Origin of the sequence: Tunturiibacter gelidiferens (assembly GCF_014201335.1) — a bacterium.
GTDB classification, from domain to species: Bacteria; Acidobacteriota; Terriglobia; order Terriglobales; family Acidobacteriaceae; genus Edaphobacter; species Edaphobacter lichenicola_E.
Genome location: NZ_JACHEB010000004.1, coordinates 182,693 through 199,168, shown reverse-complemented (window position 1 = coordinate 199,168; position 16,476 = coordinate 182,693). Strand labels below are relative to the sequence as shown.

12 protein-coding genes are annotated in these 16,476 nt (G+C 53.7%); 8 read left to right on the top strand and 4 right to left on the bottom strand.

The features are described 5' to 3' along the window. Positions 1-130: 130 nt before the first annotated feature. The 3 genes from HDF14_RS09675 to HDF14_RS09665 all read right to left on the bottom strand — a co-directional run bounded on the left by HDF14_RS09675 (position 131) and on the right by HDF14_RS09665 (position 4,716). On the bottom strand, positions 131-2,992 hold the full coding sequence (locus tag HDF14_RS09675) for a DNA polymerase (protein ID WP_183975917.1): 2,862 nt from the start codon (positions 2,990-2,992) through the stop codon (positions 131-133). 304 nt (positions 2,993-3,296) lie between these two features. Beyond that, positions 3,297-3,878, bottom strand: coding sequence for a hypothetical protein (locus tag HDF14_RS09670; RefSeq protein WP_183975915.1), 582 nt, complete (start codon positions 3,876-3,878; stop codon positions 3,297-3,299). Positions 3,879-3,948: 70 nt separating this feature from the next. Further along, the gene (locus tag HDF14_RS09665; RefSeq protein ID WP_183975913.1) at positions 3,949-4,716 is read right to left on the bottom strand and encodes a hypothetical protein; all 768 of its coding nucleotides are present in this window, start codon (positions 4,714-4,716) and stop codon (positions 3,949-3,951) included. 149 nt (positions 4,717-4,865) lie between these two features. On the opposite strand from HDF14_RS09665, the gene HDF14_RS09660 reads away from it, so the two are divergent. From HDF14_RS09660 to HDF14_RS27180, 8 genes are all read left to right on the top strand, one after another. Next, complete coding sequence (locus HDF14_RS09660) at positions 4,866-5,498, top strand: CRISPR-associated endonuclease Cas1 (protein WP_183975911.1); 633 nt, start codon at positions 4,866-4,868, stop codon at positions 5,496-5,498. After that, positions 5,488-6,435 (top strand): CRISPR-associated endonuclease Cas1, encoded by a 948-nt coding sequence (locus HDF14_RS27515; protein WP_406707209.1) that lies wholly within the window; start codon positions 5,488-5,490, stop codon positions 6,433-6,435. Before HDF14_RS09660 ends, HDF14_RS27515 begins: the two co-directional genes overlap by 11 nt. A gap of 185 nt (positions 6,436-6,620) precedes the next feature. Next, entirely contained in the window at positions 6,621-10,277 is a 3,657-nt protein-coding gene (locus tag HDF14_RS09650) for an NACHT domain-containing protein (RefSeq protein ID WP_183975907.1), read from the top strand. Between the two features lie 155 nt (positions 10,278-10,432). Further along, the gene (locus HDF14_RS09645; protein ID WP_183975905.1) at positions 10,433-12,154 is read left to right on the top strand and encodes a tetratricopeptide repeat protein; all 1,722 of its coding nucleotides are present in this window, start codon (positions 10,433-10,435) and stop codon (positions 12,152-12,154) included. Then, positions 12,151-13,467 (top strand): NfeD family protein, encoded by a 1,317-nt coding sequence (locus tag HDF14_RS09640; RefSeq protein ID WP_183975903.1) that lies wholly within the window; start codon positions 12,151-12,153, stop codon positions 13,465-13,467. The genes HDF14_RS09645 and HDF14_RS09640 overlap by 4 nt, the downstream gene beginning before the upstream one ends. A gap of 78 nt (positions 13,468-13,545) precedes the next feature. After that, the gene (locus HDF14_RS09635) at positions 13,546-14,229 is read left to right on the top strand and encodes an outer membrane beta-barrel protein (protein WP_183975901.1); all 684 of its coding nucleotides are present in this window, start codon (positions 13,546-13,548) and stop codon (positions 14,227-14,229) included. Between the two features lie 77 nt (positions 14,230-14,306). Further along, positions 14,307-15,086 (top strand): slipin family protein, encoded by a 780-nt coding sequence (locus tag HDF14_RS09630; protein ID WP_183975899.1) that lies wholly within the window; start codon positions 14,307-14,309, stop codon positions 15,084-15,086. A gap of 2 nt (positions 15,087-15,088) precedes the next feature. Further along, positions 15,089-15,760 (top strand): SPOR domain-containing protein, encoded by a 672-nt coding sequence (locus tag HDF14_RS27180; RefSeq protein ID WP_183975897.1) that lies wholly within the window; start codon positions 15,089-15,091, stop codon positions 15,758-15,760. On the opposite strand, the gene HDF14_RS09620 is transcribed toward HDF14_RS27180, so the two are convergent. Continuing rightward, positions 15,739-16,473, bottom strand: a complete 735-nt coding sequence (locus HDF14_RS09620; RefSeq protein WP_183975895.1) for a lysophospholipid acyltransferase family protein — start codon at positions 16,471-16,473, stop codon at positions 15,739-15,741. The two genes, HDF14_RS27180 and HDF14_RS09620, sit on opposite strands and share 22 nt — an antisense overlap. Between the last annotated feature and the right edge of the window lie 3 nt (positions 16,474-16,476).

The window sequence follows — 16,476 nt, the reverse complement described above, 5'->3', positions numbered from 1 at the left end:
TAACCCACATACGGAAATCTTTAGCCACTTTCAGATCATTGCATCAGGATGATCAAGGACAATACTTCGGGATCGAGTGTGTGCAACTTAGGAATCGACACAGTTCTTCAAGAACGAGTTCAAAAAAAAATCACACCGACAATCGCGTGAAGATTGCAGCAATTCGCTGAAGAGTGCCAGGTCGAACAGGCAATCCTCGCATGATCTTCCTGATTGTGTTGCGGTCCACGTTCGCTTTTCGAGCTACCGCCTTTATTGGCAAAGGTGCGAGCTGTTCGATTAACGTTGGGGATGCTTTTACAATCTTGCCCAAGTCATCAAATTCAGTTGGTTTGAACGCGAGCAGTGAGAAGTCTTCGCCATGTTCCCACTTTCGATCTGTCTCCTTACCAATGAAGCGCGTGCGCATGGCAGTGACATGAATCCGTTGTAAAACCCCTCGTGTATCTGCAGTGCACGGCGACCCGTCGGGTGCAAGTGATTTAGATTCGGGATGAAACGGATAGAGCCTCAATATGTAGCTGAAAGTTTGCGGGATCACCTTGTCAAATCGAGGTGTTTGTGTGAATGAAAGTGAATGATGGCTTCCATCGTGAATATTGATACAGTCGGCTTTCATCCAAGCATCACGATTCTTTGTGAATGACGTTAGCAATGCAAATCGGTCTCGATCGATACCTGCCGGATAACCGACAAGCGTGTCAATCAAAGGGCACAAGACAAAATTAAACGGCCTCAACATTTTGTCGACGCATTTCAGCACGTTAGGGGTGCTTACTCTAACCCGCATCATCGCGGGAAGGTCCAGCCATTCCGGATCGATGTTCGTTAGGCCTAATTGATTACGTAGTAGCCATTCCCAAGCTGCAAACGTCCAATCGCGATTATCTGCTCCCGAGTCTGCAGGCGGATATAAATATCCCAGGCCATGAGCTTTGGGATCGATGATATTTAATTCCTCACCGACGCGTTCGAAAAGCGCGTATCGTTTAGCGGAAATTGCATATCCCAATAATCGTCTTTGCTGTTTGTCAGAATTGAAATTTACATTTTCGATCTTCAATAAATCGGAAACTATATTGCGATCGTAGGGGCTGAGCAGCCTGAATCTATTACAAATCGACTCTACTTCTTTCCAGGAGAGTGTATGGATCTGATCTGATCCTTCAGCTCCATCGCAGTCGATGGAACCTCCAGATTCGGTCGCCACAATACACATTGAATCGGTGTCGCAGAACAAATAAGTTCCGTTTAGCTCTGACACTGATTTTTCGAGCATCGCAAGCAAAAGTCGTCCTCCAGCGGTGATGAGTGAAGCGAGCGGAGGGAAATACCAAGCTCCGTGGTTCTCGACGGATAATCCTTGCTGCTCAAAAAGCGTGTCCCCGGAGAACACTTTCACTGCGGTTGGCTTCTGTATCGTATCAGGCGTGACTTCGACAAACAGTCCATAGCTTCCGGAATTTGCGAGCACCTTGAGAAAACCCGCGAGACCGCGATTTGAACTGCTATTTCGCTCGCGTTGTTCGATTACATAGCGAAAAAAGTCGTCTTTGTGCGGATCGATGTCTATTGTGCCGTAGAGGGAAATCCTATTAAGTCCCTTTTGCGTACCGTGCGGCACCATGCGAATAGCTTTTATGATGCGCGGAGACTTTCCTGTCAGTAAGGCTGAAGCAACAAGGTCAGGTCCAGCAAACCAAATCGGGGTATCCGAGCTGAGTTTGTTGATTCCTATGTTCTGGGTCTGACCGTTGTAAACGGTTCGAATCGGGAGAACGTCTTCATCGGGTTCTACAAGAGCGAAGAAACTTAGTTCTTTCCAGAACGCAGGATCGAAAGTCTTGCTTAGTGTGACGGTCTTCAGCAGTTTGCGTACCTGCAGGGATGCGGGTTCAAAAGAAACAGAATCCGCCGTCAGAACTTTCCAATTCCCAAGCAGCGTATTTACCGTTGGATATTGACTCTTGAAATCCGTGTGGGCTACCGGGACAGTCGTTTTCCGGATACGGCATTCTGCCCTGCCACCGTAATATGCTTGCATTGCTATTCCATTTATATGTTCCGAAAGCGCGAACTTTTCCTTAGGCGGAATAACTCCCATCTTCCGCAGATGGGCCTTAGCCAGTGATGCCGGGGAATAGGCTTGGTCCGGTCGAAGGTCTAATTCATAGCGATCAAATTCTTGTTTCAGTGCGTTCAGCCCCGTAACAGTCGCCCGAACGTCGCCACGGCAGTAGTCGATTTCTTCGGACGTGACTCTTCCCGTTGGCTCGTGATTAAGCTTGCCCGTAACTTTGAGGCTGCGGCACAGTGCATCCAAGCTAAAAGATTGGCCGAATAGTGAGAATGCCAAAGTGTGAACATCGAGGAAGCGACTTCTCGGTGGCCATTCGTCAGGCTTCTGGGGTTTCGTTAGCGAAATAAAAGCGGATTTGCTATCTTTTGCGGTAATTCGCACCCGTGGCCGATACGGATTAGCTTCCCACAATCCGGTTTGTTTAGAGCAGCGCTGCGAAAGAATGAGAGACCATCCGCCGTCATCTGCCTTCGCCCACTCCACAGCGAGGCGCGACAGATCGAACGGTAGATTGAATCCAACAATCATCCGTTCATTTTTGATGGCTTTCCAAAAGATCTTTTCTAAGAATTCCCAACGTGGATATAGCTTTAAGTCCAGCCGTGGAGGAAATGACTTCACTTCAATCTGGGCCGATTGCGTTTCAACATATTTCTTCAGCGCCGTCAGCTGCCGTTCGTCAAGATCATCATCGTGAAACAACCCTTCTTCGGAGCAGATATATTTTCCACTCTTAAGTTCGCAAAGCCAATACACCCCAAAGGTCAACTCCTGTCGAGCATCGATCGTTGTTTCCGTATCGAAGACGAGTATTCGTTCAGGCCAAATCGGCAATGAGAGCGCGTTACCGCCCGTTTTCTTTTTGCCTGTCTGAGCAACCGTATGTGCGCGCAAATAGATTTCTTGTGTCATTCCTGAGTTTCCTTCCGTTCGAACTCGTCCAAGCGTTCCTCTAACATCCACGAAAAAACTGCAATAGCCTTTCGTGCCCGAGCAAGTCGCTCTCTCGTGTTCGGCGCATAGCTCATATCGATTCCGGCTTGCCGAAGCGCTGCCGTAACGCGCAGATGATCCTTTCGACAAAGTGGGGTCGTGAACCAAGCAACGTGGTTCCGTCCTCCAAGATGATGGTTTTCTACGTCATCGGTGCCACCGCACAATACACAGTGTGGCTTTTTGACCTTCGAAGGCGACCGACGAATTATGACGCCAGCATTCATCCGCGCCCCGTTGCCGATGCATATAGCTGATCGAAGTGGAGTACGTCCGCCTCTGCAAGCGGTAATAGCATGGCAGGATCAGTGATCAACTCGACGTTCTTTCCATTGACCTTCACGGTCTTCCCTTTGAATGAGTCGAGTTTTTCGCGCTTGCCGGTCCTTAGGTATTCAGAAACGGCGTTGAGATAGTTCGAGATGAACCGAGCGTTTTTGCTGCCGTACACCTGAATGACGGTCGGTCCATCCACAGTCGGAATTTGCAAATCGCGCCGGAACGTGTCGCCCGAAGTAGCTCGAAAGCGTCCACCAAGTTTGTCCTGCCGAATCGCGCTGCCCACATAACGTCGGACTGTTGAAGGCTTGATGTGCTCCAGACGGCACGCCTCCGATAGTGAAACATGTCCCCTTCGCATCTGCCCAAGAGCTGCAAGAGCCCGGTTGCGGGTCTCGGATGTGCGGGGGATATCCTTCTTAGAATTTTCTGTGACCAGGGTGGGCGTCCGGCGCTTACTTTGCTTTTGAGAGGCTTTCGTGCCGCCGGTTGTGCTTTGGAATGCTCTCTTCTTCTGGCTATGCATTTCGCAATTGAACGACGAACACCGCATAGGTGACAGAACGCCAAATGCTGATTGGTGCAATCAGCGTTACTTAGCCCGACACTTTACCGAAATCAACTAGTAAATCCGCAAAAGAGCCAAGACTCTCGTTGAGTCGTTGGTAGTTTCTTTTGCGCCACATCTTGTGTGCTTGTGCATCGTAGACATCGTCTCGACCTGCAGCGATCAAACTCGACACTTCTTCATCATGAAAATCACCAGTTGCCCTCCATACATAAGCAGAGATCAAATACCTTGCAAACATGTCAGGAGAGGTAACAGTCGTGTATTTCAGGATTGAAGCATATGTCCTTAATGCGCTGATCGTAATTGCCGGATCCTGCACATGGCTATATATAGCGGGCCTTAAACTATTCTGATCGGGAGTGATTAGTGCTCTCCGAATTGCCTTAATGCTTTCAGGGTTCATCGATCCGACAAAATCCAGGGTGAGCACATCCACGACTGAGCTGAGCACCTCTTCTAATGCATCTGCAGCTTTTTCCAGAGCCTTTATCTTTTGCTCGCGTTGTCTTGTTGGGCCCATAATCTTTTGCCATTTCTCACCAAATGATCGCACCGGTTCTTTCATCCCGACGACGATGGCAAGTGGGAGTTTTTTGCAGCCATATCTGCAAAGATCGTCAAAACTGCCCATGGCGCCATCTCTCTTAAACGCCAGCCTTTTCTGTTCGGCCCATTTAGCGAAAAAGTCTGCAATATCCAAACGACGCGCAATGTCAGATCGACTAGCAAATGTTGAACGATAGACGTCCCAGAGATTCTGTAAGGCTGCGAGTTTTTTCGCTGAATTCGTCATTGGGAAACAGAAACAAAGGGCGCTCGAATAGCAAAAACGTCAATTATATCAGAGAGTTAGGCCTTATAATGTGAAAGACAAACGAAACGGGCTTCCCGTCTGTTACTAGCAGGCGGAAAGCCCTAACCACCGACGGAGAGGTGACTCCAATGGCAGCTACTCAAACCGTAGCGCAGCTTTCTCTGCTGCGCAAATCAGCTCACAATGCTTTAGAGCTAAAGCCTAGATGCGGAGTGGTGACGCTCTCCGGCTACGGCATCAGCGTTAGGGTAGATCGCGGACATCTGCTCCTCGAAGACGGCTTTGGCGAAAAGCGAAGAAGCTCTCGAATCTCACGTGTCGATCGTGGGCTTCGGCATCTCGTTGTGATCGGATCAGACGGCATGGTATCGCTGTCAGCTCTGCGTTGGCTTGCGGACCGCGATGCTTCCTTCGCGATGCTGGATCGTGACGGATCCGTCTTGGCAGCCACAGGTCCAGTCCACTCCTCCGACGTCAGACTGCGGCGAGCCCAGGCTTTGGCTCTTCAAAACGGAACAGCGCTGACGATCAGTCGCGAACTTATAGATAGAAAATTGGCGGCGCAAGAGCGGGCAGTAAGGGACGGATTTCGCAGCGAATCGGCCGCCCTGGCAATTCGGAAATGGAGGTCTGAACTTGCCGAAGCTTCGTCTATTGAGGCAGTTCGGTCAGTCGAAGCGCAAGGGGCGAAAATCTATTGGGCTACGTGGCGTGGATTAGAGGTCATGTTTCCTCGTCAAGATTTGCAGCGTGGTGCCTGAACATTGGCGCACCTTTGGATCGCGGATCTCATCGCTCACAGCCTCACCACGCCGTGCCACGAATCCAGTCAATGCCATCCTGAATTACCTCTACGCACTCCTTGAAGTACAAGCACGACTAGCAGCTGCAAAGCTGGGGCTCGATCCGGGGCTCGGGGTTCTTCATGTTGATACCCAGTACCGTGAAAGCTTGGCCTGTGATTTGATGGAGCCGATCAGACCTGAAGTGGACGCATTTGTACTCGATTGGCTGCAACGTGAACCCTTGCTACGTAGTTATTTCTTTGAAGAGCGCGATGGAAATTGTCGGCTAACGTCGTCCTTCGCATCGAAGCTGTCAGAGACAGCACCAATGTGGGCTCGCCTAGTTGCGCCGGTTGCCGAATGGTTCACACAACAGATCCATAAATCTAGAACTTCTCAGAGCCGGTCTCGCCTGCCGGTCCAACTCACGCCTGCCACTCGTCAGGAAAAGAAGGTAACCTCCAATGTCGAACGGGAACTCAGTTTCAGGCGAGCTAACGTATGCGTCAGTTGTGGGAAGAAAATTCACAGTCGTTCTACCAACTGCGACGAGTGTGCAAAGGAGAAACGTCCTGAACGGATGATCGAAGTTGCACGTCTTGGGCGTGTTGTCACGCTTCTTCCCGAAGCGCAGGCCAAAAGATCGGCCACTCAAAAGGTCAATACACAGGCAGTATGGGATTGGAATCCCACAGATTATCCGACTTGGCTCACTAGCGATCTCTATTCAGCCAAGATTCAGCCTCGCCTTGTGTCATTGTCCTGTTCCTCAGTAGCAAAGCGCCTCGGAGTTTCAGTCAGCTACGCAGACCAGATTAGAAAGGGGCGAGTGCCGCATCCAAGGCACTGGCAAACGCTGGCGAAGCTTGTTGGATGGAGTAGAAATTCGAAACCCTGCTGTCGCAATAGATAGGTTTGTTGGAAGCGCAGCAGTCTGACAAGTGACCGAGTACACGTTTTGAAGACAGGCAGACTGGCGTATACTCGCTCGGACGGACAACCACTCGGACTTAACTAATTTTCATTTTTGAACGTCACTGGCTGTGGCCAGAATCTTGATCTGCCAATCGATGAGCACCCAGAAAGAACAAGGTAATAATGCCAGCACAGTATTATTTTGATGAGCTTGATCCAATCTCGTTTCAGCGTCTTGTGAACGCATTACTGGTCCTGCGGTATGGAGAAGGAATCCGTTTATTACCGATCCGCGGTGCGGATGGTGGGCGCGATGCCGAAACACCTCCGAATTCAGTCTTTTTCGCAGTGGACGTCCCCCCTCCGCTCGATAAGCGAGATAGAGCGATCGTCAACCCTGGACGTTACCTATTTCAAGTTAAACATCACAGAATGGCTGATCAACCCGCATCTGCGATGCGGGCCAGAGTTGTCCAAGATTTCGCAGATGAGCTATCAACGAATGTCGTAACGCGCGAGGGAGACAGCAAGGTAGACTTTTTTTTTCTGATAACGAACGTGCCTTCGAGCCGTGACACCTTTCAAAAGGTTGATGAAAAGCGAAAGGAATATTTGAAGAACCGAAGCGATCTTCACGCGGAGGTTCTTTGGCAGGATCACCTCACAGCTTGGCTTGATCAGGCAGCATCAGTTTGGTCTGCATTCCCCGAGATCTTTGCCGGGCGGATCGTTCCGACGGTAGGCCAAATAGCGGCCGACCCATCTGGTGGTATATTGCTTTCGATCAAGCTAGCGCTAAAGGCTCAGCTTTTGCGAGACTCTGTAATTCGCTTCAGGCAGGTGAATTTGGAGCAACGGCTAGTTCTGAACCTTATGCCCGAGCAGTATTTTAGGCTGAGCGCGCTAAGCCTATTGCTCTCAAGCGAGAATCGTCATTTTTCAAAAATTATTTTAGAAGGTGGCCCAGGTCAAGGTAAAAGCACGGTCACGCAAATGGTCGCCCAAATCTACAGATCTCTACTTACTGGGTCTGATTCAGAGTATTTGCGATATTCATCGCAGGTGCGACGTGTGCACCTCCCAATCCGTGTAGAGCTGAGATTATTTGCTGAGTGGCTTGGAACAAGTGATCGGAGTGTGGAACAGTATTTAGCCGAATCATTCAGCAAAGATTCGGGGGGCGCTGTAATCACAGTTGAAGATATTCATCAGATTGTTCGCAAACAAAACGTTCTGCTGATTTTCGACGGCCTCGACGAAGTTGGAAGTGACACCTTGCGAGATGTCGTGGTTGCAAAAATCGTTGATACCGTAACTCGATTGGAAACCGCCGCGGAGGCTGAACTCCGAGTAATAGTGACATCACGACCACCTGCCATAGCAGGAAGGCTCGATGCCCTCAGTGGATTTAACAGAATTCAGCTTCAACCACTTAGCGATAACAGAGTAAATCTGTATGTCGAGCGGTGGACGGAAGTCCAATGCGTCGATCTGGCCGACAGAGAACGTGTCACGGCTTCGTTTTCCAAACGGAGAGGCGAAGATCATGTGGCCGCCCTTGTGAAAAATCCGATGCAACTTTCAGTCTTGCTTCACTTTATTCGTCTAAAGGGTGAAGCATTTCCTGATAAGAGAGCAGAGCTCTACCGCGAATATTTCAAAACGGTCATTGACCGTGATGTCGAGAAGAGCCCCGAGCTTCGCAAGAATCGGGACGACATCGAAACTCTACACGAAGTTATCGGCTTCACCATCCATAGTAGAGCAGAAGGCACAAATTCCGCGGCCCGATTGCCGCGCACCGAATTGATCCAGCTGGTCAGAGATTGGTTCCAATCTGAAGGACGAAAAACTGATCTTGGGGAAGGGTTATTTCGAATTGGGGAAGAGAGACTTGGCTTGATAGTGGCGCTCTCTGGAGAAGGAGAGCTCACACAATATGGATTCGAGATACAGCCCATCCGTGAATATTTTGCAGCTGCGTTCATAAATGACAAGTGTGAAGTCAATGCTCACGATCTCTTCGAATTAATGATCAGGAGGCCGTTTTGGAAAGAGGTAGCGCGTTTTTTTGCTGGATTGCGACGTGTCAACGAACGGGCCGACCTACTCTCTCGTGCACGCCAACTCGATTTAGACGGTGATGATGGTTGGAGATCAGACGGAGCCACGATTATTCATCAACTGCTGCTGGAAGGCGTACTGAACGCTCCTGGACATGTTCATAGAGAAGCGCTTTCGTTTTTGATTAGCTCTCTCGATCCAAAAAATGGAGGCGTGCGGGTTCATCCGAAGGATTTGGTAATGAATCTTCCTCATCTGATCGCGGTCTGTGACAGCGATCGACCTAGGCAAGAGCTTAGCGTTCTTTTGGGAACTTCCAGGACCTGGGCGGACTACTCGGATTTGGAACGGCTTTGGTCGGTTTGCAATCGAGTACTCTCTTCGGAGGAACTATTCAAGGGCCTCGACGAGTACTCTGGGGATTCAAAAATAGAAGCAACAATGAAGCTACGCTGGCCTCTCAAAGCGGAGAGAAGCTTTGCAGAAGAACTTGAACATGCAGGAAAGCTAAATGATATTCCGGCGGAGATCATCGTCCGACCATGGTATTGGGCCGCATCTACGGACAAAGACCTCAGGAACCTGGAATCTACCAAGAAGCATCATGAACTTCTGATAGAACAGTTCGCCTTCAAGGGGATATTTGATTGCCTACCTATTGAGATAGACTCATCTCCATTCGCTGTCTGGCAGCTGAGCGGACTGCTTCACTCGGCGGGAATGGTTTTCCAAAACGAGAGCTCGCCTTCGAAGGGTATGAATATTGAGACTGACTTCTCTGGAATTTCAGATGAACTAATTCCCCAAATAAAATCACTCTTGGTTGGACTCGATTTGATTGTTCGCTCTTCAGGAAAGGACAGAAGGAAGACTACGATTGAATTTATCAACAGACTCACTGAGATGACCTTTTCTGAAGGACTCATTTCATTGGTAGCTGGTCGGTGCACGACGACACTATCGGGATATGTGTATGGACACCAAAGAGTGATTAGGGATGGGCGATCTCTCTGGAGGCACCGTTCTCGGGAATCCAGAATACCGACATATATGCAATGGAAAGAGCTCAGATCCGCCATTCTTCCCCTGTTCCGAGCGGCCTTTCCCGAAGATTACGACAAGCATGGTCGGTCAATGAGTACTCAGTTGATCGGCAGAGATTTTCATCGATCCATGCAAAGCCACGTTATGTGGGATGGCAAGCTAACACCTCTAATCGCCTTGGTGACGAACAAAAATTCTGCTAAAGGACAGCGAGCTTCCGAATGGCTGACAAGAATTCCCATTCAACAATATTGGCTGCAAAGTTTTGTCACAGAAGCCAACGTTCTGGACGTCCTCGAGATGATGGTCATACACCCGCTCAACGGTTCGGGCAATAAACTACCCCTGACATCAGACCAGGTAATTTTAATCTCGGAAATAGTGGAAAAATCCAAAGACGATCGATCCATTTCCGGTGTTTTGTTTGCGTTCCAAGGCTTGAAGAAATGGGGCAGAATCAGGGGGAAGACGGTAGGTAAAATACTTGAGAGCAGTCCAAACAATTCGTTGCGAGGCACTCATTTATTTCAGCGCCATGAGTACCACAATGCGCGGTTCCCAACGGTATTAGCAAATTCAGCCGACAAAATAGTTGAGAAGTCGCTAAAGGTATCGTCAGCGCTTTCATCGGCGGCTGCCAAATATGTGAGCGAAAACAGACCAAGTAAGTTACCTCCGCTCAGAGAGGCAGCTGGGATTACTGCTCAACCGTTCCGTATTGACTTGAAGTGAGTGCATGTGCAGTTCACATTCTTATTGGGTGTGATATCTGGTCCACGGACAGTAGTGCTGAACTCAGCGTTTGCCCCCTGATTTAGGCATTTAAGTGGGCTCCTCGCGACCAGCATGAATATGCTGAGAGGCAGAGGCGCACTCTCCGAAGTACGATGAGCATCCTTGCTCAATGGGGGGTGAATTTTGCCTGCTCTATAGCTATCCCCTGCCGCAAAGGCCCTGACCCCTCTATACTCATATCTGTGACGAAGCGCCTTCTAGTTCGCTCGATCCTTCAACGGCCCTGGCTCCTCCCGCTGCTCCTGCTATGCAGCATCCCCGCAATCTCGCAGTCTTCAGAACCATCTGAGACCGGCGGCCGCGTCGTCCTCGTCCTGCCCTTCGACAATCGTTCCGGCCAGGCAGCCTTGGCGTGGGTCGGCGACTCCTTTCCCGACACGCTCAATCAGCGCCTCTCCTCAGCCGGCTTCCTCACCATCACCCGCGAAGACCGGCAGTACGCGCTCGACCATCTCGGCCTCCCCGTCGATTTCAGGCCCTCTCGCGCTACCACCATACGCATCGCCCAAAATCTCGACGCCGACTTCGTCATCGTAGGCAGTTACAACGTCACCAACGGGCGCATCTCCGTGCAGGCGCAGGTGCTTCAGGTCAATCAGCTGAAGCTATCCCCACCGCTGCAGGATTCGAGCGAACTCAACCGACTCTTCGACGTCGAAAATGCCATCGCGTGGAAAGTAGCCCGCCAGATCGATCCGCACTTCAACGTAGCCCAGCAGACCTTTATCGCGGCGTCCGGTGGAGTCCAGCTCAGCGCCTTTGAGAATTACATTCGCGGCACCGATGCTGCGAACTCGCAGGAGAGAATCAAGCGCCTTCAGGCGGCCATCGTGGCCGATCCTAACTATCCCGCAGCCCTACTCGCTCTCGGCAAAGCGCAATACACGGAGCGCGAGTACGATCAGGCCGCAGCGACGCTTGCAAAGATCGCTCCAACTGATCGACGCGCGCTTGAAGCCAGCTTCTACATCGGCCTGGCGCGCTTCAACACCGCGAAGTATGCCGAGGCTGAGTCTGCCTTCGCCTTTGTTGCTAGCCGGCTCCCTCTCCCCGAGGTGGTTAACAATCAGGCCGTCGCCTCCAGTCGCCAGGGCCACAACGCCGTTCCGTTATTTCAGCGCGCCTCAACCGCCGATCCTAACGACGCGGATTACCACTACAACCTCGCCGTCGCGATGTATCGTCAGGGTGACTTCGCAGGAGCCAAACGCGAGGTTGACCTGGCTTTGAAGCTCAGACCAGCAGATATCGAAGCGGCACGGCTCAAGACCAGTATCGCAGCGGGACGCACACCACCTGCCGCTAATGCCGCAGCCACCACCGAGACTACTTCCGACTTCGATCCGCTCGAGCGCATTCGCCGCACCTACTCTGAAGCCTCCTTCCGGCAGGCGGCCTTTCAACTCGACCAGATGCGTGCGATCCGGCTGGCCACTTTGCCACCCGCTGAACAGGCGGCCGAGTACACCAAGCAAGGTCACGAGTATCTCGCGCAGGGATTGGTTCCTGAAGCCGAACAGGAGTTCCAGACCGCAATCGCCGCCGATGGGTCCAGTGCAGAGGCGCACGCCGGTCTTGCCCAGGTGCGTGAGCGTAGTGGAAACTCAGCCGAGGCCCGCGCAGAGGCAGAGAGCTCAATCAAACTCCACCCCAACGCCCCCGCCTACCTTGTTCTCGCCCGGCTCGATCTCCAGACCAACGACACAACCGCCTCCGCCGCCAATGTCAACAAAGCACTCCAGCTCGAGCCGAAGGATACCGCCGCGCAAGGCATGCGGCAGGCCCTGCTGGCGCGCGGACAGAACTTGCAATGACCCGCATATCCAGATTCGCCCTCACCCTGTTGATGGCGATCTGCTGTGCTCTTCCAGCAACGCTCTCCGCCGCCTCTGACCCTCCCGGCACCGTCGTCAAACTCACGATCCACGACACCATCCAGCCCATCACCGCGGACTATCTTCAGCGCGGCCTCCGCGAAGCCGCACGCATCCACGCCCAGGCAGTCTTGATCTCCATGGGCACACCCGGCGGTCTACTCGAATCCACTCGCGTCATGGTTCAGGCCATCGAGAACTCGCCCGTCCCAGTCATCATCTTCATCTCACCAACAGGCAGCAGAGCGGGATCCGCTGGCTTCTTCCTCCTCGAATCAGCCGACATCGCCGCCATGGCACCAGGAACCAACGCTGGCGCGGCCCACCCCATCGTCGAAGGCACCAAGCTCGATCCCATCCTCAAACAAAAGATCGAGAATGACGCCGCAGCCTTCCTGCGCTCCTACACATCCCGCCGTGGCCGCAACGTAGAAGCCGCCGAAGACGCCGTCCGCAACTCGAAGTCCTACAGCGACGAAGAGGCCCTTAAACTAAAGCTCATCGACCTCGTCTCACTCGACGACGGCTCCCTGCTGAAAGCTCTCGACGGCCGCGAGATCCATCGCTTCGACGGCACCACCCAAACCCTGCATCTCCAGGGAGCCACCATCGTCGCCACGGCTCCTTCCCTGCGCGAACGCTTGCTTAGCAAACTCACCAACCCCGACATCGCCGTTCTCCTGCTCGTCCTCGGCGGCCTTCTCATCTATTTGGAGTTCAATGTTCCCGGCACGGTCGTCCCTGGCTCTATTGGCACACTCTTCGTTCTCCTCGGTCTCTTCGGCCTGAATCTCCTCCCTGTCCGCCATACGGCCATCGTTCTTCTGATCGCAGCCGTCGTCATGATGCTCCTCGAAGCAAAGTTCGGCAGCCACGGCGTCCTCGCAATCGCAGGCATCGCATCGCTCGTCTTTGGCCTGGCCACCCTGGTCGACGGCCCCATCCCCGAGCTTCGCGTTCATCTCGGGACGGCCCTGGGCGCAGGCCTTGGCTTCGGAGCGATCTCTTTCGGTCTGGCCTGGATAGCCCTCCGCGCCCGCCGCAGCAAGGTCCTGACTGGACCGCAAGCCATGATCGGGGGCACTGCCGTCGTCCGCACCCCGCTCTGTCCCACTGGCCAGGTGGAGATCCGGGGCGAGCTCTGGCAGGCCTCCCTGCGCGGCCCGGAATCACTTGCCGTCGGTTCTTTGGTCTCCGTCCGCGATCTGGATGGCCTCGTTCTCGTCGTGGAACCCGCGCAAAAGCCGGTTTGACGGGTCCTCCAAGCCCCCATCCACCCCCACGCCAGAGTAGACTGGAAGGATAGAAAGTTTCGATAAGGGAGTTTTTGCTTGATTTTGAATGTGTCCCGCTCGTCCTGTGTTCGGAGTGTTTTGTTTTGCCTGCTGCTCACCCTGGCAGGATCAACGGCCAAAGCTCAGGCCACCCAACCAAGCTCGGGTCTGGACCGTCAACTCCAGCGTCTCGACATCGGAGTAGCCGCCTCCGCCATCATCAACACAGACTCCAACGGAACCGTTGTCATCAACACTGTTCCAACCGCAGTCAACCTTCATCCCGGAAACACGGTAGGCCCGCTCGTCACCATTCGTTACACCGTCTCCCCCTACGTCGGCTTCGAATTCAACTACGCCTACGCCCGCTACACCCAGACCTTTACTCCCTTCGGTGCTACGCCGGTAGGAGGAGTCCAGCAAAACGCCTCCGAATACAGCTTTGGCTACGTCGTTCACCCCAAGCGTCAGTTCCACGGCGTCAATCCCTTCATCGGTGGGGGTGCCGGCACAACTGACTTCCGCCCCACCCCCGGCGGCGGCGAAGGCCTGGGGCCCCAAGCGCGTGCGACTTACTACTACAACGTCGGAGGCGACTACATGTTGAACAAGCACTTCGGCGCACGCGCTGAGTTTCGTGAGACGTTCTTCAAGGCTCCCGACTTCGAGACCAACTACCTGACCATCGATAAGCACACCACCGAGTTCCAGCCCGGATTCGGCTTTTTCTACCGCTTCTAGCCAGCAATATGAGCCGCTGCTGCGCCTGCTTTACAATCGCAGCGGCGGCAGCAGTCTGGCCGACAGAGGTCTCACCCATGATGTCTCTCCCGCTTCTCTTTGCCATCGTCATCGTCGTTCTCTACCTGGCCAACTCCCTCAACATCCTCAAAGAATACGAGCGAGGCGTCATCTTCCGCCTCGGCCGGGTCAAGCAGGCGGCTGCCGGACCGGGTCTCATCTGGATCTTCCGCCCCCTCGATCAGATCGTTCGCGTCAGCCTCCGCCAGGAAGCGATGGAAGTCCCCCCGCAGGACGTCATCACCCGCGACAACGTGACCCTCAAGGTGAACGCCGTCATCACCCTCCGCGTCGTCGATCCCACCAAAGCAGTCATCGAAGTCGCCAACTACATCTACCAAACCTCGCAGTTCGCACAAACCACGCTGCGCTCGGTCCTCGGCGAAGTCGACCTCGACGGTCTTCTCGCTCATCGCGAAGCCCTAAACATCCGCATCCAGACCATCATCGACGGCCACACCGCGCCCTTCGGCGTCAAAGTCGTCTCCGTTGAGGTCAAGCAAGTCGATATGCCCGAGTCCATGCTCCGCGCCATGGCCAAGCAGGCCGAAGCCGAACGCGAACGCAGAGCGAAGATCATCCACGCTGAAGGTGAGTTCAACGCCGCTGCCAAGCTCGTCGAAGCCGCCCAGCTCATGGCCACCCAGCCCATGACCCTGCAACTCCGCTACCTCCAAACCCTCACCGAGATAGGTGTCGAGAAAAATACCACCATCGTCTTTCCCCTTCCAATGGAGCTGATGAACCTGTTCAATAAGACAATGACGCCTGACCCGGCGCTGGAGAAGAAGGTCTGACCGTGAACAGCCGCTACCAGAACGACGATGACTTGCAGGATCTTCGCGACTCTCGCGGACAGGACCGTGAGATCTCGCTTGGCACCACCACTATCCTTGGTATCTTCTTCGCGCTTGCTCTGCTCTGCGCGGTTTTCTTCGGATTCGGATACTCCCTCGGCAAGCGGTCGACCCCGCCTGTCGTCAGCGCAGCGGAGCTCCCCACCGTAAGCTCGGAGTCCAGCGCCCCCAAGCCCGCGCCCGGCAGCCCCCTGACTCACGCCGTATCCACTTTGCCTGCAGCACCAGCCGATGATGCAGCCCCGACCACGATCGTCACGGACGCGTCGACAACAACCCAACCCGCTCCTGCCCTCACCCGGGTCAAGGCCGTCGCCGCAGACTTTCGTACTGATCCTCCCAACAGGCCTGCCACCCTGAAGCCCGCAGCGGTCACCTCCATCACCGCCGCCACACCGGGAGCACCTGTAGTCCAGGTAGCCGCCGTCTCGCACCAGGAAGACGCCGACGTCCTCATCAAGGCTCTCCAGCACCGAGGCTACAACGTCGCCGTCCATCACGAACCGCAGGACAAGCTGCTCCACGTCCAGATCGGCCCCTTTCCCACCAAGAAAGATGCCGATGCCATGAAACAGCGCCTTCAGACAGACGGCTACAACGCCATCGTCAAATAATCCGCCGGCTTCATCTCCGGCGGTAGCGCCTCTGCAATCGCGTTCCTGACCGCCTGCATCAGTTGCTCCCGCGTCGCATAGTCCGCTGGCTCAATCGGGGGCAGTAGCTGAATCCGCGCCACCCCCGGCACAATCGCATTGCTTCCCTTCCGCATCATCGTCTGCGTACCCGAGACCGCGATAGGAACAATCGGCGCCTTCGTCTCCAGCGCCAGAAAAAAAGGCCCCTTCTTGAAGGTCGAAAGTCTTCCGTCGAGAGAGCGCGTTCCCTCCGGATACACCAGGATATGCAGCCCTGACCGAACCGCATCGACTGCAGCCGCCACACTGGCCTGCGCAGCATCGCGGCGGCTGCCACGCTCCACCGGCACAAACTTCGCCATCCGCATCGCCCTGCCCAGAATCGGTATATTCATCAACTCCTTCTTCAGCAGCACAGAGCTACGTCCAGGCAGAAGTGGAATCGTCACCGGCGGATCAAGGTTCGAGACATGATTGCTCATGAAGATGCAGCTGCGGCCCGGCGGGATATTTTCGAATCCACCGATGTCGATCGTAATTCCAGCTGCGCGCACGCCTGCATTCGTGATCCACATCGCAACCCGATAAAGCCACGTGATGTCCCCAACCAGCAGCGTGTAAGGAATTCCGATGATCCCTGAGATGGGACCTAGAGCGAGATAGACAAAGACGAGCTTGAGGGTCGCGAACATGCC